We start from the raw sequence: 18,076 nt of genomic DNA on the forward strand, positions 1-18,076 counted from the left end.
CGCCTCACCGCCTTCACCGCCCGCCTCACGATCAACCGAACACACAGTCAAAAGGCACGTGAGCAGACTGCGGACGGGATCACGGTGTGCCGCAGCCGGCTCGGCAACCGGCCACGGCACCACCCACAGCCGGGACGCCAAGTCGAAGAAAATCGCCCCAGCACACATTGTGTGATTGCCGGATCGACATACCAGCACACGGAGTCCAGCCCGTGATCACCCATAGAGCCGGTCCAGCACCCCTCGCTTGGCCCACCCCGACCGGCAGGGCGACAGGGCGACAGGTGAGGGAAGCGGACCTGGAGACGGTCCACAGCGGCCGTAGGCCTGTGTGACCTGCGTCTTGGCCGGGATCAGCGTTGGCTGGCAGGCTTGCTCGGAAGTGCAGTGCGACTGCCCCGGCAGGAGTAGACGATCTCCACTGAGCCGCCGGGGAGGGCACGCTCACGCTGGAAGGTCAGCCCGGTGTCGGGACTGAGCATGGGCGTCAGTTGCATCCCACCGCCGAACAGCAGTGGTAGTACGACCAGTTCGAGGGTGTCGAGTGCGCCGAGGGCGTGGAACGTCCCGATCGTCCGCGGGCCCCCGATGAGGTGGACATCGCCACCCCGGTTGGCCGAGCGGAGCTTCTCCAGCAGCCGCACTGGGTCACTGTCGGTGATGACATGGTCAGGAGTGCCGTCCGGACGGTGGGAGCCGAGTACGAACACATCGAGGTCCGGCCATGGCCAGCGGTTGTTGGTCAGCGCGGGCTCGAAGGTGGTGCGGCCCATCAGCGCCGCCTCGCAGCCTTCGAGGAACTCCCGGATACCGTGGCTCTCGCCGGAGACGAACGCGGGGTCGGCAGTCTGGGCGGGCCACCCGCTCGGTGTGGTCACATAGCCATCGGCACTCATGCTCATACGGGCGCGGATCTGCATGACTTCTCCTCGGGGCGTTCTGCGGCCGGCTTTGTAGTCGGCAACCCGAACACTGGTCGACGAATGGACAGCACTTGTTGATCACAGAGCCCCGGCCTGCCTGAATTCTGCGTCGCGGGCCGCGCCTCTGCTCAAGCGTCGAACGGGAGGCCCGCCGATCGACACGCTGCCGAAAAATCCTTTCCCATGACGAGATCACGGCCCGCGCGACCACGGCACCCGCTCCTCTGAGGCGTGCAGTTCGGCGGGTAGAGCCGGTGTCACTCTGGACTCGTAGTTCCGGAGTACCGCAACGACCAGACCGCCCGGCTCGGGGCGCGGTGCTTGCCCCCGCTCCCCCAGCGGATCTGTGCGAGCGACTCCTCCAACCACGCCGGCGCTTTCTCCCGGGCGATGTCCAGGCCGACCGCAGCCAGGCCCCGGCCCGATGGCCACGCCGGAGCCGGCAGCGCCGGCCATGCTGCTGCCGGCGGTGGCCGGGGGGGGTGCGGCGCCATCCGTCACGACGTCGAGGTCGAGGCACGAGCGACGGCAACGGACCCGGACTACGCCCAGCCGGTGACCGTCACCGAGACGGTGGCCGTCCGCCTCAAGAGAGCCTGAACCGGGGGCCGTCCGAACCTGAGGCTTGCATGCTGCCCGCCCACCGCCAGCCGGAGGGCGGGCAGAGCACGGTGACGGTAACCAGTGGGTACCCTCAGGCTCCGTGCGGTGAGTCCGATGAGCGTTGTTCTTGCAGGGGAGCCTCCCAGGTGGCGGTGATGTCGCGGGCGACATCACGTAGGAGGTCGATGAGCATGTCTGCCAGTGGTGTGAGGCTGGCGTCGGCCTTGGTCACGGCGTAGAGGTGGCGGTAGGGCCTGGGGTGGGCCAGTTCGCGATGGGTGGTGCCCGGCGCATGGGCCAGGGCCAGGCGCGAGACCAGGGCCACTGCGATGCCGGTGCCGACGAGGGCCTGGGCGACGTCGTAGGACTCGGTCTCGAACCGCACGGTGGGAGTGAAGCCGGCCTCGCGGGCGGCGTCGTGGAACTGTTCGCGGGCGGCATGGCCGGCCAGGATGGAAACCCACGATTCGTCGCGCAGTTGTTCCAGGTGGAGTTCGGTGTCCGCGGGCTGCCCGGTGGCCAGTGGATGGTCATCGGGGAGAACGACGACCATCGGGTCCAACAGCAGCGAATGGGCCCGTACGTGTGGGGGCGGCGCGAGCGGTGTGCCCCAGGACGCGACGATGGCCACGTCCAGGCGTCCCTCGCTGATCTCGTCCGTGCCGCGTCCGGACACCACGTCCATGACGGAGACGTCGGCGTCCGGATGGCGATGTCGCAGAGCCGTCAGGGCCGGCGGCAGCAGGTGCAGGGCAGCCGCCTGGAACGTGCCGATCCGCAGACGGAGTGAGAGGTGGCCGAGCAGTGCGGCCAGTTCCGCCTCGGCCCTGTCCGATGCCTCCTCCACAGTTCGACCGTGGGAGGCGAGCAGCGCACCGGCCGCGGTGAGCGTCGCTCCACGAGGACCGCGGATGACCAGGGGCACCTGCCAGTCCCGCTCGGCCCTGGCCACCTGCTGGGTGACCGCCGCGGGCGTGAGCTGGAGGGCGTGAGCTGCCGCCGTCAGGGAGCCGAGCCGCTCGATCAACGCGAGAAGCCGCAGCTGTCCCGGATCCACCACCATTCACTAATCCTAACGCTGCACCCTTCACTTTTAACTTCTCTTAGAGGAGCGAGGCAGGAAGCCTGGTAGTGCACCCAACGACCGCAATCCCCGAAAGGGGTTCTCTTCCATGCCCACGCACGCTCGCGGGCAATGCCAGCGGCTTCCTGCTGTGGTCCACGGCCGCCGCGGCCGGGCTGTCCGCCGCCCTGCCGGCCGGGCGCCGCACCGGCTTCGCGGGCGGACATCTCACCGACCTGAGCACCAACCGCGGCAACCCCAGGGCGCGCCCTGGTGTCACGGCCGACCGTCCTGCGGGCGCTCAGCGCGGCCACCGGCGTCGTCCTGCTGGGGCTGGGCGCCGCGGTGGCAGCAGATGTCTGAGAGCCGGGCCGGTACTTCTCGCAGCCATGAGGAAGCCGATGACGTACGCCATGACACCGGACGGAACCCGCATCGCCTACCAGCTCCAGGGCCAGGGCACGCCGCTGGTCCTGCTGGCGGGCCAGGCCAACAACCACCACTGGTGGGATGCGGTTCGCGCCGACTTCCATCCCGCTCGCGGCACCCTCACACTCGACTACCGCGGCACCGGCGACAGCGACAAGCCCGACACCCCTTACAGCACCGAACTGTTCGCCCAGGACGTCATCGCCGTCCTCGACGAACTCGGCATCGACAGAGCCGACGTCTACGGCACGTCCATGGGCGGGCGAGTGGCCCAGCAGATCGCGGCCCGCCACCCCCACCGGGTAGGCGCCCTGGTTCTCGGCTGCACTTCACCCGGCGGCCCGCACAGCGTCGAACGCGGCAACGACGTCCGCCGAGCCCTGACGCAACCCCAGCCTGGAGCCGCGCGACAGGCCCTGCTGGAGCTGATGTACACCCCTCGATGGCTCGCCTCCCACCCCGGCCCGCACCACATCCTCGGCGACCCTCGCATGCCTGCCCACGCCCGGCGCCACCACCTCGCGGCCAGCAACCGGCACAACGCCTGGGACCTCCTGCCGGACATCAGCGCCCCCACTCTGGTCGTCCACGGGAGCGAAGACCTGCTCAACCCCACCGCCAACGCGCCCCTGATCGCCGACCGCATCCCCGGCGCCCGAATGCACCTGGTCCCCGATGGCCGGCACGCCTACTTCGAGGAGTGCCGCACCCACGCCAGCCCCCTCGTCCTGGACTTCCTCACCAACGCGCACAAGCCCGCCGCAGTCCCGTGGGAGGCCCAGCAGCGCAACCTCATTACACCCGGAGAGGGCGCGTGAGGTTCACCATAATCGCCCCATTTTCGATAGATACATAGATATAAGTAGTTATCAGGGGTCGTCGACTACTCCGGCGACCAGCTCCACGGACACAAAAGACCAGCGGCATGGGAGAAGCGTTTGATCACGGTACGTATACGACGCACCGGACTGGCGGCTGCGGCCGGCCTGCTCGGCGGCGTGCTCGCCGTCACGGTCGGCGGCACCAGTAACGCTGCCGACAGCGGCAACAGCGCCGGGGATCACCCGACAGCGCAGGCGCAGGCGGATCAGACGGCAGCCCAGGATGCATCCGACGCCAAAATTGACATCACTCCCCCGCAAGGCACCTACAACGTCGGGATCAACGACCCGGTCCAGGTCACCGTCAGCAACGGCAAGCTCACGCAGGTGACCATGACAGCCGTCGCCACCGGCGACGAGATTCCCGGCACCCTGTCCCCGGACGGCACGTCGTGGAAGCCGAACGTCCACCTGGAGCGGGCCACCAAGTACCAGATCGCCGCAGAGGCCGAGGACGCCAAGGGTCGCTCCGCCACCGGGAACGCCACCATCACCACGGTTTCCCCGGCCGGCGACGTCATCGGGCACCTCTCCCCCGAGGACGGCTCGACCGTCGGCGTGGGCATGCCGGTGACGGTCACCTTCGGCAAGGCGGTCGTCAACAAGGCCGCCGTGGAGTCGAGCATCCAGGTCAGCTCCAGCAGTGGCCAGCAGAGCGTCGGTCACTGGTTCAACGACTACCGTCTGGACTTCCGACCCAAGAGCTACTGGAAGCCCGGCTCCACCGTCACCGTCACGCTCAACCTCCAGGGCGTCCAGAAGACGGTCACGTTCAAGGTCGGCCGGAGCCAGATCAGCACCGTCGACGCCAGGACGAAGAGGATGACCGTCGTACGGGGTGGCAAGACGATCAGGACCATCCCGATCTCGTCCGGCAGCCCCGAGCACCCGACGTACAACGGTCAGATGGTCATCTCCGAGAAGTTCAGGCACATCCATATGAACGGTGCCACCGTCGGCCTCATGAAGGACAGCAAGCCCGCGTACGACATCAAGGCCGTACCGCACGCCATGCGCCTGTCCGCCTCAGGCACGTTCATCCACGGCAACTACTGGGGTGCCGACTCGGTCTTCGGCCACGTCAACACCAGTCACGGCTGCGTGGGCCTGAAGGACGTCAGGGGCGGCGGCGACGACACGCAGCCCGCCGCGTGGTTCTTCGACAACTCGCTGATCGGTGACGTCGTGATCGTCAAGAACTCCGAGGACAAGACCGCGCTGGCCCCGGACAACGGCCTCAGCGACTGGAACATGCCGTGGAGCGAGTGGGTCGCGGGCAGCGCGACCCACTGACGCCGCGTCGCCTTTCGAACCGGCCGCCAGCCGGCCGGTTCGCCCCGCCGTCGACACCATTGAGGCGGGGCCGGGGTCCGCGGCGGGGCCACTTTGATGATCAAGGGCCGCCGGAGCGGTCTCTCGGGCTCCGGAAAGGCGGAAGGATCAGCGCAGTCCGGCGAAGAGGTCGTTCTCGGGCAGGGCCGCGCCGGTGGTGTCCTGGACGCGTACGAAGGTCTCGACGCCCATCAACTCGGTGAACCTCTTCTGGCCCATCTTGAGGAAGAAGATGTTCTCGCCCTGGCTGGCGTGCGCGGCCAGCGCTTCGAACTTCTGACCGCCGAACGCCGTGGTGTCCACCCAGGTGGTGATCTCCTCCTCGGGGAGTCCGATCTCGGCCATCGCGGCGGCCTCGGCGGGGTCCGGCTCCTGCCAGTCCGCACCCAACTCGCGCATGACCTCCCCGAACCGCTGAAACATCGAGCGGGGCGCCGTCGTCCAGTACACCTTGGGTGTCGTCACGGTCATCGCCAGCGCCGCCATCGTGATGCGGTTCGCCTGGATGTGATCGGGGTGGCCGTAGAAGCCGTTCTCGTCGTAGGTGACGACCACATCGGGCTCGTAGCGCCGCAGGAGTTCCGCGAGTCGGGCAGCGCCCTCCTCCACGGGTGTCCGCCAGAACGATCCGGGGGCAGCGTTGGTCGGCCAGCCCATCATCCCGGAGTCGGCGTAGTCCAGCATCTCCAGATGACTGACCTTCAGGACGTCGCAACTCGCCTCGAGTTCTCGACGCCGCAGCAAGGCGACGGCTGCCGGATCATGCCCTGCCTCACCCGGCTTGACGCCCCCCGGTCCGTCACCGCAACTGCCGTCGGTGCACGTCACGAGGACCGTACGGATGCCCTCCGCCGCGTACCGCGCGAGGACACCTCCCGTTCCGGTGGCCTCGTCGTCGGGGTGGGCGTGCACCGCCATGAGCGTCAAGGGCCGGTCGTTCATGAAACAGTCCTCCTGTGCTGAAACGGCTTCGGTCCAAGTCTGCGGCAGGCGTACAGGGGGTCGCCCCGAATATGCTCCGCGAGCACCCCGCCCATCCCCATCCGGCGAGCGGATCATCTACTGCGCGCTGGAGGACGGCTCCGGCTCCCTTGTCAGGTGTTCTGGCGAGGGTTGTAGAGAGCGGCGGTCGCGGCGGCTTTGCGGGCCAGGGCCTGGCGGAGGTCTTCGGGGGTGAGGACTTCGGCGTCGGGGCCGAAGGCGAGGAGTGTCTGGGCGGCCGCCAGGGAGCGGAAGCGTAGCTCGACCTTCGTCCAGCCCCGCTCGCCCTCGGGTTCGGGGGGCGACTCGGCCAAGGCGGGGGGTGCGAGGTCGGCTTCGTGGATGCGCAGGAACTTGGCCAGGATCTCGTTGCGGACGCGGGCGGTGACGGCGAGCGGGGCGGGGATGTCGTCGATGCGGCGGCGCAGGGTCTGCCACACGTCGGTGAGCTCCTGGCCGTCGCGGCGCCGGGCGGGCTGGTCCAGGACGGTGGCGGACAGGGCACGGTCGGTGCGGAAGAGGCGCGCTTCGCCGTCGTGGTCGGCGACGAGGTACCAGACGCCGGCTTTGTTGACGAGGCCGTAGGGGTCGACGGTGTAGGTGCCCACGCGGTTGTCGCGTCCGTGGCGGTAGCACAGGCGCAGGCGCCGGTCGGTGAGTGCGGCCTGCTGGAAGGGGGCGAGGTCCGGGGCGGGGTGGTCCGGGCGGGGGGTGCCGCGCCAGCGGACGGGGTCGATGAGGATGCGGCGGCTGACCAGGTCGGCGTCGGGGCGGTGCGGGGCTGGCAGGGCGGCCATGACCTTGCGCAGGGCGGAGCCGAGGGCCTGACCCAGGCCGAGGTCGGCGTGGGCGCTGTCGGAGAGGAGAACGAACAGGGCGCGTGATTCGTCTGCGGTCAGTCCGGTGACGTCGGTGCGGTAGCCGGGGAGCAGGGCGATTCCCCCCTGCGGGCCGCGGACGGTGTAGACGGGCACACCGGCCGCGGACAGGGCTTCCACGTCTCGCATGATCGTGCGGACGGAGACCTCCAGGCGGTCGGCCAGGTCGGAGGCGGGCAACTGTCCGTGTGTCTGAAGCAGCAGCATGATCGAGAGCAGGCGGTCGGATCTCATGGCTTCAAAATCCTCTCCCCTATATGACACAAGATGTCATATAGGGGCCGGAGGATGAAGTCATCGGGTCGCGGAAGGCGCGGCCCGGCCGCTTCCGGAAGGCAGGGCGCCAGTACACGGGCTGTCCTGGGCGTCTGCGGGACGCACGGGAGCAGTGCACCAGGAAAGGGAACACCTGTTATGACCGCCATCACCGGCTCCGCCCAGAAGATCGCCGACGAGTTCGTCCGTGCCTGGCTCGGCGGCGACATCAACAAGGCGATGTCCTTCGTATCCGAGGACATCGTGTGCGAGGCGCCGAACGGCCGCTTCCAAGGGCTGGACCGATACCGCCAGTTCCTGGAGCCGTTCACCAACACCCTCATCAGCAGCACCGTGATCGGTGTTCTGGGAGACGACACACACGCGGCGACCGTCTACACGACCGAGACGCCGTTTGCCAAGGACTTCCGCGGCATCGACTACCTCACCGTCGAGAACGGCAAGATCACCCACGCGATCAGCGTCTTCGACCGCTCCCCGCTGATCCAGACCGGCGGCAACCCCCAGCACTGACCGGCAGCCCGCACGGGCCGAGCGCGCACCGGCCCGTGAACTGGCGCCGGCAGGCCGGACCTCTCGAGGGCCGATGCCGCCCGCACGTGAACAATGGCAGCGGCGCAACCGTCACACGCACCAGCGGCCCCACCTCCACGGAACGCGCCAGCGCCCTCGGCATCGACCGGGTGTACGACTACACCACCACCGACCCGGCCGACCAGGCAGAACTCCAGGGCACGTTCGACGTCGTCCACGACACCAGCGGCTCCCTCCCGGTCAGGACCGCGGTGCGACCGCTGAACAAGACCGGCCTCTCTCCGACTCGATCCGGCGCAGCCGCACCGGCTCCAGGCCGGTGACGTCCTCACCGCCGAAGCAGATACGGCCGCTGTCGGCTCGACCGGGCAGTTGATCATCTTCAGCATCGTTACGTGAGCGCACGCCCGGGTGGAGCCGCGAGGGGCCGTCCAGGAGCGGCTGGTGGCGGCCGCGTAGACGCTGATCGAAGAAGGCGGTGAGGTAGGCCCGCCGGCTTACGGTGAACCGCGCCGGGTCGACGGTACCGGTCATCCGGTACAGCAACCCTTTCGGAAGCGTGAGCCGCTCGGCGAGGCCGGGGAGGACCGTCTGGTAGTCGGTGAACGAGTTGTGCTCGGCTGCCTCCGTCCAGATCGCGCTTCGGGCGACCGACAGATCGGGCGGTTCAGAACCTCGGTGATCTCGTTCGGCTGCATGGTTCGGTCCCCCTTCTCAGCGCAGTTGTTCGGCCAGTCCGATGATGATGCCCTCCGGGCCACGGAGGTAGCAGAGCAGATTGCTGTCCTCGAACCGGGCGATCTCGCCCACGAGTTCGGCGCCGTGAGGGCGCAGGCGAGCAACGGTGTCCTCGATGTCGTCGACGGCGAACATGACGCGGTGCGTGCCCAGAATGTTGTGCGGCCGGTTGCGCGGCCCGGCGCTCATCGCCGCGGGGCTGCGGTACTTCGCCAGCTCGAGCCGGCTGTGACCGTCCGGGGTCCGGAGCATCGCGATGTCACAGCGGACGCCGTCGAGTCCGGTGCACTGGTCGGCGAAGAGGCCCTCGACCTCCGCCCTGCCTTCCAGCTCCATACCGAGTTCCACGAAGAACGCGATGGCGGCATCCATGTCCTCGACGACGATGCCGACGTTGTCCATCCGCTGAATCGCCATGCTGGTCTCTCCTTCTTGGCATCATGCCTCAGCTCTCCGACCAGCTCGGCCACCGTCTGCGCCGAGGCCCCGCCGACGGGCAGCCGTCCGCCTTCCACGCCGAGACATACAGGCAGCGCGACACGGTCGAACGACGCATCGACCGGCTGAAGCAGACAAGCTCCCGCTGCGTCAGCGATCAACGACCCAGCGCGCGTCCGCCGGCCAGGATCCTGTACTGACAACGTGCTCCACGATCCTGAAAGCCTCACCGACGGGAACGGTGTCTTCGTCACGGTACTCGTCGTGCTGCCCGTTGGAGAGAACGAACCCCGCGCTCGATCCCTCGGCTCCTGGGTCCACGGCATGCTCGCCGGGATCGCCCGCTCCGTCGAGCAGCATCACCATCGCCCGCTCGGTGTTCGTCACGAAGGCCAGCGATCGTCCCGACGAACTGGTCAGCAACGTCTCAAGCCGGCCTCTGTCGACTCTCACCCGAAGCGTCTCCCGTACCACCTCGGGCGAGACAGGGACGGGACTGCCGTCATCGATCACCCAGGACTCGATCATGAGGACGACGATCTCATGGCCTGGATCCGAGAGACGGTGCCTAGATCACCCTTGGGGCCTGCGACCACCTTCGTACGCGGTACGGCGTCCACCAAAGGAACTCTCCGATCCTCGCGGCCAGTTCCTCCTGGAGGAAGTCGTCCATGATCGCGATGGGTATGCCGGCGGCCGGGGCTCCGTCGGCGAGCAGCTCGATCGCCGCCCGGTATTCGGGTTCGTCGATGGTGAACCGGCGCAGTTCGCCGCGGCGCCGGTCGCGGACCTGGACGAATCCGGGCCCCTGCCGGTAGATGCACTTGCAGATGTAGTAGCCGTCGCGCCAACGCCGTAGCGTCCCGTCCGGATCCGGCACCCCGAGGACTGCGGTCGGGGGGTGGAGATGGCTCAGCGGGATCCAGGCGTCGGGGCCGGGCGCGGGGCGCACCTGCCAGTCGACCGCCATCGCCAGGCTGGTGAGGTCTCCGACGAAGCTCAGCGCGCGTACCGCCCAGGCGCCGTCGGTCTCGTCGGTCAGGTCCACGGGACGGGGCAGGACGACTCTGCGGGCCCCGGCCTCGAAGAGCCGTCGAGCGGCGTCATCGCCTCTGCCGTCGATGTCCTGGGGGTCCAGGCGCATGCCCGCGAGTTCGTTCGCGGCTTCGTCGTGGTCGCGCCAAGCGGTCACCGTGAACGCGTAGGGCAGGGTGGGAGCGGGTACCGCGGTCATCGTCGTCTCTCTCCTTCTACGGCTCGAACGACCGGCTGTGGTGGACCTGCGGGAGCGGCGTGGACGGTGTCCGCGCCCGCGCGGGGCTCAGGCGGGCGCCGCCGCCAGCTCCTGGGCGGTGGACTGCCGTAGGGAGTGCATCCTCAGCAGCTCCTCGTTGACCGCGGGCACCGCCACCTGCACGACGTGGCCCCCGTTCTCGAATATCAGCCCCAGTTTCCGCCAGCGCTGGAGGATCTCCCTCAGCTCGCTGTCACCGGCCGCATCGGCGTGCTCCGCCCGGAGCTTGCGTACGGCCGCGGCCACCGAGTGGGGCTGGTCGAGCAGGCGGAACAGGGCGACTTCGACGGGCTCGGTCAGTTCCAGCACGTGCCACTCGAAGGCGCGCCGGGTGCTGACGAGGACGAACCGGTCGTCGAGGTCGCAGTAGGTGAGACGGCTGCCGGAGTAGGACAGTTTCCACTGTCTGATCGCCGCGTTGAGCCGCCCGACGACGGTTTCGCCGACACCGCGTGGCGGCACGTCGAACACATAGGCGAGATCGAACATCTCGGATTCCGGCAGGTCGTAGGTGAGCCGGTACGGTTCGGCCGGCCGCAGGTCCGAGAAGCCGAGTCCGGGGTTGTTGAAGTAGGGGCTGAAGCGTTCGATGGCGATCCTGGCCGATTCCTCCACCGGCGGGTGGAGGTGTTCCAGAGCCGGAAGCTGGTCCGTCACGTCGTCGTAGTCCTCGGCGGCCTCCCCCGGGAAGCCGTGGAGGTAGTTCCAGACCACCGACAACCCGGCGGCGGCGCCGTCCCGCATCATCCGCACGTTCTGGCAGCCGGTGACGCCCTTGTCCATCAGGCCGAGCACTCGGGTGCTGAGGCTCTCGATGCCCGGCTGGACGTAGATCAGACCCGCGTCGGCCAGGGTCTGCAGCTGGCCGCTGCGCATGTTCGACTTGATCTCGTAGTGCATCCGGAGATCGAGACCGCTCTCTATGATCCTCGGCAGGAGCGAGGAGACGTATCCCATGTCGAGGATGTTGTCGACGACGTACATGTCCAGAATCCGGTGCCTGCGGGCGAGTTCGACGATCTCTTCGAAGAACACGCTGGGGTTCTTGCTCCTGAACTGCATGAATGAGCCGTTCAGCCCGCAGAACGTGCAATGGTGCTTCTCACCCCACCAGCACCCGCGGGCGCCCTCGACGACGAGTTTCGGTTCGACCCACGACCGGGCGGCGGAGGCCGAGAGCCGCTCGAAGTACCCGGTGTAGTCGGGTGACAGGATCGCGGCGGGCGGCAGCGGCTTGGTGCTCATGGCGTTCGTAGTGGACCCGCCGTCCGGATCGCGCCGGCACAGCCCGGGGACGTCGGCGAGCTCGCCGTTCCCCTCAAGGGCCCTGAGCAGGGAAGGGAAGGATTCCTCGCCCTCACCGCGCACGACATGGTCGACGAACGGGAAGTTCCGGTGCACGGCCTCGCCCTGTTTGCCGTCGCAGTTGGCGCCTCCCATGACGGTCACGATCCGCGGGGCGAGCCGCTTGACGTGCTTGGCGGCGGCCAGCGCGGCGGTGTTCTGCTGGAAGGTGGAGGTGAATCCGACGACATCGGGTTCGAGCGCGACGATGCGTTCGGCGATGTGCCGGACGAAGTCGGGGGCGGCCGTGTGCAGTTCCATCGTCATCGCCATCCGTTTGCCGGACAGCCGGTCGTTCATGGCATCGGAGAATTCCGCGGCCCTCCATTGTGGGTCGTCGTAAAGGGCTGATGAGAAAACCCAGTCACCGCAGCCGAGGAAATAGGAGGCGAGGGAGTAGTAGCTGTAGTCCCCGAGGGAGAAATCGGTGCGCTCGGTCACCCAGTCCACGAAATCGATGTTGGCGTGCATGATCTCGGCCCGGCCGCCGGGGACGAATTCGTCGACGCTGCGCTTGAGAATTCCGAGGGCCAGCGACGGGAGATCGATCGGCGCCCAGGGCATGTTCACCAAGAGTACGCGCACGGCTTGCCTCTTTTCATGGGTCGGGATCGTGCGGCCGGGCGGGGGTCGGCTCGCCATCGAAGCGCGGGCCGACCCCCGGTACTGCTACTGCTCTTCGTGCTCCTGCTCTTCGGCATTGCGGAATCGGATGACTACGCCGACTCCGACAGCACGGTTCTCGTCGGTGTCCTCAAGCGGGTCGTCGTGGAATACGTCCTTCTGCATGACACACACTCCCTTTCTGTCGATCGGATCTGGCTGGGCCATGGTGCTGTTCATCCCGGCTCACTGCGGAGCCGGGACGTCTGGGGCCGGTGCGCACCGGGCCGGGGTGCCTGCCAGGCTCCGGCCGAGGAATCGCAGGGACCGTTCCATGACGGCCACGTGCTCGGCGCCGTCGTAGCCGTCGTGTCCCGAGTCCAGCCAGACCAGCTCGTGCCGGACCGCGCCCGCGCGCAGTGCGGCGAGATACACCTCGATCTGCTCGGGCGGGCACTTGGCGTCGTTGCGCGCGGCGACGATGAGCAGTGGGGAGCGGACCGCGCCCGCGCAGGTTGCGGGCGAAGCGCGGGCGTAGCGCTCGGGAACCTGGTCGGGGGTGCCACCGAACAGGGCGGTGTCCAGGGCCTGGAGGGCCGGGGTGGAGTGCCGGAAGGACGTCGCGCAGTCGGCCACCGGCTTGACGGCGACCCCGGCGTTCCACAGCTCCGGGTGTGTCCCGAGGGCGAGGAGGACGAGGTAGCCGCCCCACGAGGTTCCGCACAGGCCGACCGCGCCCTCGCGGCCGACTCCGCGGCGCAGCAGCTCCGCGCGGACCCGTACCAGGTCGGCGACCTGCGTATGGCCGACTCCTTCCGTGTAGGCGGCGCGCCAGGAAGGGCCGTAGCCCGTTGAACCGCGGTAGTTGACCCTGGCCACGGCGAATCCGGACCCGACGAGAGACTGGACCATGGGGTCGTAGGCGTCACGGTCGTGGTCGGCGGGGCCGCCGTGGACGAGGAACACCAGCGGGCAGGGCTGCGGCCGGTCGGCGGGGAGGGTGACCAGGGTGTGCACGGGGCCGTCGGGCCCCGGGGTCCACAGGTCCCGGTGGCGGCCGAAGGTGGGGGGCCGCCAGCCGTCCTGACCCGGCAGTCGCGCCCCTGACAGCGACAGGGTGCGCGGCGGGGTGACCGCGTCGGTCCAGATGTAGTGGACGTCCCCGGCGGTACGAGGGGCGGCGTCGAGGACGCTGCCGGCGGGGACGGGCAGTGCTGTGATAGTGCGCCGTGCCGGATCGGCGGTGAACAGGCGGCTGCGGCCGTGGCGGTCCTGGCGGAGCAGGATCCGGTCGCCGTCGGGGTACCAGCGGGCGGTGGTCTCCGTGTCGAACGAGCACCAGGGATACAGCTCGACCCCGTCCGGCGGCCGCCAGGTGCCGAGGCGGTAGCGGTCGTCCCGCTCACACATGACCAGTAGCAGGGGGTCGGCGGAGCCGGGGCAGAAGCCGAGGGCCCAGATGCGGCCGGCGGTACCCGACAGGGTGACGACAGTGGTGCCGTCGGGAGTGGCGACGGTGACCGCGCGTGCGGAGTAGGCGGGGCCGGAGACCGCCAGGAGGTCACCGCGGGGGGCCAGGTCGCACAGCCGGGCGTCCCCGTCAGTCCGCAGCACCACGGTGTCAGGGCCGCCGCGCCGGCCCATGTGCACCCGGAGTCCCTCGGGATCTCCCAGCCCTGCGACCACCATGCCCGCGTCGGTCATGGCCAGGCCCCGCGGCCGGCCGGGGGCGGCGCCGGGGAACGCCGGGGTGTGCGGCCCACCCCCGAAGTCCTGGACCCTCCAGTGCCCTCGGCCGCGGTGGTCCTCGTCGAACCACCAGATGGCCGCCTCTCCGTCGATGGCGTACAGCAGAGTGCCGTGGGGGCGGTCGGTCACCTGGCGGGGAACAGCGGTGGCCCGGTCCCAGGCGAAGATCTCACAACGGCCGTCGGCATCGCCCGCGTAGGCCATCAGGTCGGGGTCGGTCGGGCAGACCGCCGGCAGCACCGGCCGGTACACGCCGTAGCCCCGCCCGGTCACCGCGGGCCCCCGTCGGGTGCGGACACGGACTCGCGGATGTGACGCGGTTCCCGCTCCTCATCCGGCTCAAGGCCGTCGGCGCGCAGGTACTTCACGCGGAGTGTCGCGTACAGCGCCAGCAGGCCCAGGGCACCCGCGCAGCCGAGCCCCACCGTCCGTCCACCGTAGGCGGAGACCAGGACCCCGGCCGCGACGGGCGCGAAGGCCGCCAGGCCCTCACCGGCCGTGCCCAGCACAGTGCCGACGCGGGCCTGAAGGGTGTCGGGCACCACGAGGACGGCGCGCGCTTGCAGGACGATGACGACGGACTGCGCGATGAACGAGACGGCGCCGAGCAGCAGCCCGTAGACCCAGGTCCTGGTGGTGAACGCGAGCCCGGCGGCGGCCGGCACCATGGCCCACGAAGCCGCCGCGACGACCAGCGCGCCTGGCAGGCGCCGCACCAACCAGGGCGCGGCGAGCGCGCCGACGAGCCCGCCGACGCCGGAGAAGGTGAGGATCAGGCCGATTGACGAGGCGCTGGCGCCGCGGCCCTGCGCGCTGAAGACAGCGTGGTAATAGAGGGCGCCGAGCACGGCGTTGAGCCCTGCGGCCCACAGCATGACGAAGCGCAGGAATCCGTCGGTCCAGACGAACCGCACGCCGTGGGCCAGATCGGAGACGAACGAGGCGGACGGGCCGTCCCGTTCGGGCGTCAGTTCGGCGCGCACAGCCCGGACGAGGGCCGCGGTGAGGAGGAAGGAGAGGGCATCACCAAGGAACGGCACCCACCTGGCCAGCTGGTACAGGACGCCGCCGAGGGTGGGTCCGACGATCTGGGTGGCCTGGTCACGCGCCTGGAGGCTGCCGATCGCGCGAGGATAGTCGGCTGGAGGGACGAGCCTGCGTACTGTGCCGTGGGCGGCGGCCGTGTAGCACGCACTCGCCACCTGTTCCACGACGGCGGCAGCGAGCAGGTGGGCGAACGCAGTTCTGCCCCACGCCACCGCCGCGAATACGGTTCCCATGGCGGCAGCCGCCACGAGCGCGGAGCAGATCATCATGGGTGCGCGAGGCCATCTGTCCGCGAGCACACCCGCGAACGGGGAGGCAGCCAGACCGCTCACCGTCGCTATGGATGCGAGCATTCCCACGAGACCCGGCGGATATCCAGCTCCCAGTAATACCAGGGGAAGAACGAGGACGGACGCGTGAGTACCGAGCCCGTCTATCGCGCCAGCTGTCCAGAATAATCGAAAATCCCGCTTCTGGAGAGAGGTGGAAGACGGAGACAATTCACCCGACGCTGCCCCGGCCATCAGTCGAAAGAATTAACTCTTGAAGCACGCGGAAATATTCTCATAGCGGACCCTCCCGCATCGATCCCCGGCCTCGTGCGGGGGAGAATTCAGCGCTGCTCGCCACGGAGCGCGCCCAGCGTAGCGAGCCTTCCGGCTTGCCGCAATACCGCACGTACACCAGTTTCGCGATCTCCACGGGATCGGCAGGGGCGGGGTGTGAGCAGCGAGTTTCTCGCCGAATGAGATACCCCAGAGGACCGGCCGGCTCTTGATCAGCCATGAAGAATCTTCAGAGAAATTCGGGAGCATGGCGGCGGATACCGGAATTAAACCCTTCGCAAAGTCCCGTCCCACCGTCCCAGCTCCTGAACCGCGTCGACCACGCTGTCCACCACCTCGGTCACCGGCTTGGACGCATCGATGATCGTCGCGCCACGGCTTTCGTAGAGGGCGCGCATCCGAGGATTCCACTTCAGGGCCGCCGCGAGCTCTTCGGGATGTCGACCGAACGCGTTCGTAGTGCGGGTCGCGAGCCGGTGGCGGAGGGTGTCCTCGTCGATCACCAGGCACACGATGATGTCGAAGAGATCGCGGACGTCTGCCTCGTTCTCCGCCGACCCACACAGAAACGCGATGTGGAGGCGGGACTCCTCGACAAGGGTCTCAACCCGCTCGCGGACGATCGCCCACCCGTATCGATCGAGCCAGCCTCCGGGAACCGGATAGGGAGGATCCATCACGACCTCGCCTTCAGCTCGGTCGGTCCAGCGACAGAAGCCGTCCTCGTCGGCGTCGAGCGCGACGTAGCCACGCTCTCGCAACGCCCCGCAGACCGTGGACTTGCCAGTCCCTGAATTGCCCGTCACCCACACCAATGCCACGCCGCCAGCGTAGACATGACCACCCCAGCCGGCGACCCCATCGCTATCCGGCGGCGCACCAGCTCCGGCAGCAAACCGCGTAGAGCTGTTCGTCCGGTGGGGGCGCGCGTAGCCGGTACGACTATGCCCGGGGCTGGGGAGGGCGGAGGATGGAACGGACTGGCGCGCATTCGCCCCACCAGTTGGCGAACATGGCGCGTGATCTGCTGGCCCAGGAGTCGGTGGATGCCACGCTGAAGCGGATCACCGAGTCCGCGACCCAGCTGGTGGAGGGCTGGGCGAACGCGGTGCGATGCCGCCGGGGTGCTGATCCTGCGCGGCAAACGCGTGGACACGCTGGCCCCGACCGACCCGCTGGTCATCGACAGCGACCAGGCGCAGGAGCGGGCGAAGGAGGGCCCCTGTTTCGACGCGGCACGCCATCATCGCGGGGAGCGTGTGTTCCGGATCGCCGACTTCACCGAGGTCAGTGAGACGGCCGGGTGGCTCTTGGCCTCGCATGCCGCGGTCGCTCTCTCCAGCGCCCGTTCGCATGCCCAGATGGAACGGGCTGTCGCCACCCGGCACGTCATCGGGGAGGCCATGGGCGTCCTCCTGGGCAGCCATCACCTCACCGAGGAGCAGGCGTTCGACGTGCTGGGCCGCTACCCGCAGGACCACAACATCAAGCTGCGTGAGGTCGCCCGGCAAGTGTGCGAGAAAGGCAGTCTTTCCTGACAGTGACGGTGTCCGGTCCGCCAGCGCTCTCCCGCACACGTCGTGGACCGCGCCGGTCAGGGCCCGGACCACTTCGAGGGGATGCAACGGTGACTGCGCCGCGTTCGTGCGTACCGTCAGTGATCAAGGCGACGCGGTCAGATTTGGAGAAGTCACGTACTTCGACGGCCCATTAGCATCAGGGCATGTCCCACAGAGGGGCAACGCAACGGGAGGAGACTGCGATGAGCGAGACGGGGTTCACGGTCGAGGAGCGCGCCGCGATGAAGGAGCGCGCTCGGGAGGTGAAGACGACTCGCCGCAGCTCCGCCAAGGCCGACCACGAGAGTGAGGTGCTGGCGAAGATCGCCGAGATGGAGGCGGGCGACCGTGTCTTGGCCGAGCGGATACACGCCCTGGTCACAGCGGCCGCGCCGGATCTCGCGCCGAAGCTCTGGTATGGGATGCCCGCCTACGCCAAGGACGGCAAGGTCGTCTGTTTCTTCCAGTGCTCCGCGAAGTTCAAGGCCCGCTACTCCACCCTCGGCTTCAGCGACCAGGCGACCCTGGACAAGGGGGCGATGTGGCCGGCCTCGTACGCGCTGACCGGGGAGCTGACGGCCGGTGATGAGGCGCGGATCTCCGAGCTGGTGAAGCAGGCCGTGAGCTGACCCTCTTTCACTCATGGTTGCCGACCGCCGGATCATTCGCACGGCCAAGTCGCTCTGTTCCGGACTGTCCGGCCTGGGAAGGATCCGGCCGACGTCCTGAACAGCCCCGGGGAGCGTGTGGCTCCGCTGCTGCCACCCGCTCCCGAGCGGCGCCACCGCCACACCGGGCGACCGGGCATGCCGGACCGCGGGGCGTTGACCGTTGCGGT

At 68.7% G+C, this 18,076-nt stretch carries 17 protein-coding genes and 2 pseudogenes; 7 read left to right on the top strand and 12 right to left on the bottom strand.

The features are described from left to right. Window positions 1–353: 353 nt before the first annotated feature. Together ACFY01_RS16490 and ACFY01_RS16495 are read right to left on the bottom strand one after the other, a co-directional pair. Window positions 354–920, bottom strand: a complete 567-nt coding sequence (locus ACFY01_RS16490) for a dihydrofolate reductase family protein (protein WP_390736399.1) — start codon at window positions 918–920, stop codon at window positions 354–356. A gap of 697 nt (window positions 921–1,617) precedes the next feature. Further along, on the bottom strand, window positions 1,618–2,589 hold the full coding sequence (locus ACFY01_RS16495) for a LysR family transcriptional regulator (protein WP_390736400.1): 972 nt from the start codon (window positions 2,587–2,589) through the stop codon (window positions 1,618–1,620). Between the two features lie 401 nt (window positions 2,590–2,990). Between ACFY01_RS16495 and ACFY01_RS16500 the strand changes: the two genes are divergently transcribed. Then, window positions 2,991–3,836: an alpha/beta fold hydrolase gene (locus tag ACFY01_RS16500; protein ID WP_390736401.1), complete on the top strand. Its 846-nt coding sequence runs from the start codon at window positions 2,991–2,993 to the stop codon at window positions 3,834–3,836. Between the two features lie 120 nt (window positions 3,837–3,956). Next, window positions 3,957–5,192 carry an Ig-like domain-containing protein gene (locus tag ACFY01_RS16505; RefSeq protein WP_390736402.1) on the top strand — a complete coding sequence of 412 codons (1,236 nt, stop codon included), beginning with the start codon at window positions 3,957–3,959 and terminating at the stop codon, window positions 5,190–5,192. A gap of 147 nt (window positions 5,193–5,339) precedes the next feature. Here ACFY01_RS16505 and ACFY01_RS16510 read toward each other — a convergent pair whose 3' ends face one another. Further along, window positions 5,340–6,173, bottom strand: a complete 834-nt coding sequence (locus ACFY01_RS16510; RefSeq protein ID WP_390736403.1) for a PIG-L family deacetylase — start codon at window positions 6,171–6,173, stop codon at window positions 5,340–5,342. A gap of 152 nt (window positions 6,174–6,325) precedes the next feature. Further along, on the bottom strand, window positions 6,326–7,324 hold the full coding sequence (locus tag ACFY01_RS16515; protein WP_390736404.1) for a helix-turn-helix transcriptional regulator: 999 nt from the start codon (window positions 7,322–7,324) through the stop codon (window positions 6,326–6,328). 180 nt (window positions 7,325–7,504) lie between these two features. Between ACFY01_RS16515 and ACFY01_RS16520 the strand changes: the two genes are divergently transcribed. Then, window positions 7,505–7,879 (top strand): nuclear transport factor 2 family protein, encoded by a 375-nt coding sequence (locus ACFY01_RS16520; RefSeq protein WP_390736405.1) that lies wholly within the window; start codon window positions 7,505–7,507, stop codon window positions 7,877–7,879. Between the two features lie 86 nt (window positions 7,880–7,965). Further along, the gene (locus ACFY01_RS16525) at window positions 7,966–8,223 is read left to right on the top strand and encodes a hypothetical protein (protein ID WP_390736406.1); all 258 of its coding nucleotides are present in this window, start codon (window positions 7,966–7,968) and stop codon (window positions 8,221–8,223) included. A gap of 391 nt (window positions 8,224–8,614) precedes the next feature. Here ACFY01_RS16525 and ACFY01_RS16530 read toward each other — a convergent pair whose 3' ends face one another. Beyond that, a complete protein-coding gene (locus ACFY01_RS16530; RefSeq protein WP_390736407.1) occupies window positions 8,615–9,055 on the bottom strand; it encodes a VOC family protein in 441 nt (146 codons plus the stop codon). Between the two features lie 20 nt (window positions 9,056–9,075). On the opposite strand from ACFY01_RS16530, the pseudogene ACFY01_RS16535 reads away from it, so the two are divergent. Beyond that, window positions 9,076–9,210: pseudogene (locus ACFY01_RS16535) on the top strand (IS5/IS1182 family transposase); the annotation flags it as partial. A 16-nt stretch (window positions 9,211–9,226) separates the two neighbouring features. Here ACFY01_RS16535 and ACFY01_RS16540 read toward each other — a convergent pair. The 7 genes from ACFY01_RS16540 to ACFY01_RS16570 form a co-directional block, all read right to left on the bottom strand. Continuing rightward, a complete protein-coding gene (locus ACFY01_RS16540) occupies window positions 9,227–9,604 on the bottom strand; it encodes a hypothetical protein (RefSeq protein WP_390736408.1) in 378 nt (125 codons plus the stop codon). A gap of 40 nt (window positions 9,605–9,644) precedes the next feature. Beyond that, window positions 9,645–10,310 carry a DUF5825 family protein gene (locus tag ACFY01_RS16545; RefSeq protein WP_390736409.1) on the bottom strand — a complete coding sequence of 222 codons (666 nt, stop codon included), beginning with the start codon at window positions 10,308–10,310 and terminating at the stop codon, window positions 9,645–9,647. Between the two features lie 87 nt (window positions 10,311–10,397). Beyond that, on the bottom strand, window positions 10,398–12,299 hold the full coding sequence (locus tag ACFY01_RS16550) for a RiPP maturation radical SAM C-methyltransferase (RefSeq protein WP_390736410.1): 1,902 nt from the start codon (window positions 12,297–12,299) through the stop codon (window positions 10,398–10,400). A gap of 84 nt (window positions 12,300–12,383) precedes the next feature. Next, entirely contained in the window at window positions 12,384–12,557 is a 174-nt protein-coding gene (locus ACFY01_RS16555; protein WP_390736411.1) for a hypothetical protein, read from the bottom strand. Window positions 12,558–12,563: 6 nt separating this feature from the next. Further along, entirely contained in the window at window positions 12,564–14,339 is a 1,776-nt protein-coding gene (locus ACFY01_RS16560; RefSeq protein ID WP_390736412.1) for an alpha/beta hydrolase family protein, read from the bottom strand. Next, window positions 14,336–15,637, bottom strand: coding sequence for an MFS transporter (locus ACFY01_RS16565; protein ID WP_390736413.1), 1,302 nt, complete (start codon window positions 15,635–15,637; stop codon window positions 14,336–14,338). The genes ACFY01_RS16560 and ACFY01_RS16565 overlap by 4 nt, the downstream gene beginning before the upstream one ends. A 308-nt stretch (window positions 15,638–15,945) precedes the next feature. Continuing rightward, on the bottom strand, window positions 15,946–16,500 hold the full coding sequence (locus ACFY01_RS16570) for an AAA family ATPase (RefSeq protein ID WP_390736414.1): 555 nt from the start codon (window positions 16,498–16,500) through the stop codon (window positions 15,946–15,948). Between the two features lie 133 nt (window positions 16,501–16,633). Here ACFY01_RS16570 and ACFY01_RS16575 point away from each other — a divergent pair. Together ACFY01_RS16575 and ACFY01_RS16580 are read left to right on the top strand one after the other, a co-directional pair. Beyond that, a pseudogene (locus ACFY01_RS16575) lies at window positions 16,634–17,217 on the top strand (ANTAR domain-containing protein). A 224-nt stretch (window positions 17,218–17,441) separates the two neighbouring features. Then, entirely contained in the window at window positions 17,442–17,867 is a 426-nt protein-coding gene (locus ACFY01_RS16580) for an iron chaperone (RefSeq protein WP_390736415.1), read from the top strand. The last annotated feature ends 209 nt before the right edge of the window (window positions 17,868–18,076 follow it).

This window comes from Streptomyces sp. NPDC001480 (genome assembly GCF_042894725.1).
In the GTDB taxonomy this organism is placed as follows: Bacteria; Actinomycetota; Actinomycetes; order Streptomycetales; family Streptomycetaceae; genus Streptomyces.

Bases quoted from the DNA above. Each gene is read 5' to 3' on its own strand.
- ACFY01_RS16490 (WP_390736399.1), bottom strand. From the start codon at position 920: ATGCAGATCCGCGCCCGTATGAGCATGAGTGCCGATGGCTATGTGACC.
- ACFY01_RS16500 (WP_390736401.1), top strand. From the start codon at position 2,991: ATGACGTACGCCATGACACCGGACGGAACCCGCATCGCCTACCAGCTC.
- ACFY01_RS16555 (WP_390736411.1), bottom strand. From the start codon at position 12,557: ATGAACAGCACCATGGCCCAGCCAGATCCGATCGACAGAAAGGGAGTG.
- ACFY01_RS16495 (WP_390736400.1), bottom strand. From the start codon at position 2,589: ATGGTGGTGGATCCGGGACAGCTGCGGCTTCTCGCGTTGATCGAGCGG.
- ACFY01_RS16565 (WP_390736413.1), bottom strand. From the start codon at position 15,637: ATGGCCGGGGCAGCGTCGGGTGAATTGTCTCCGTCTTCCACCTCTCTC.
- ACFY01_RS16540 (WP_390736408.1), bottom strand. From the start codon at position 9,604: ATGATCGAGTCCTGGGTGATCGATGACGGCAGTCCCGTCCCTGTCTCG.
- ACFY01_RS16510 (WP_390736403.1), bottom strand. From the start codon at position 6,173: ATGAACGACCGGCCCTTGACGCTCATGGCGGTGCACGCCCACCCCGAC.
- ACFY01_RS16580 (WP_390736415.1), top strand. From the start codon at position 17,442: ATGAGCGAGACGGGGTTCACGGTCGAGGAGCGCGCCGCGATGAAGGAG.
- ACFY01_RS16530 (WP_390736407.1), bottom strand. From the start codon at position 9,055: ATGGCGATTCAGCGGATGGACAACGTCGGCATCGTCGTCGAGGACATG.
- ACFY01_RS16520 (WP_390736405.1), top strand. From the start codon at position 7,505: ATGACCGCCATCACCGGCTCCGCCCAGAAGATCGCCGACGAGTTCGTC.
- ACFY01_RS16515 (WP_390736404.1), bottom strand. From the start codon at position 7,324: ATGAGATCCGACCGCCTGCTCTCGATCATGCTGCTGCTTCAGACACAC.
- ACFY01_RS16545 (WP_390736409.1), bottom strand. From the start codon at position 10,310: ATGACCGCGGTACCCGCTCCCACCCTGCCCTACGCGTTCACGGTGACC.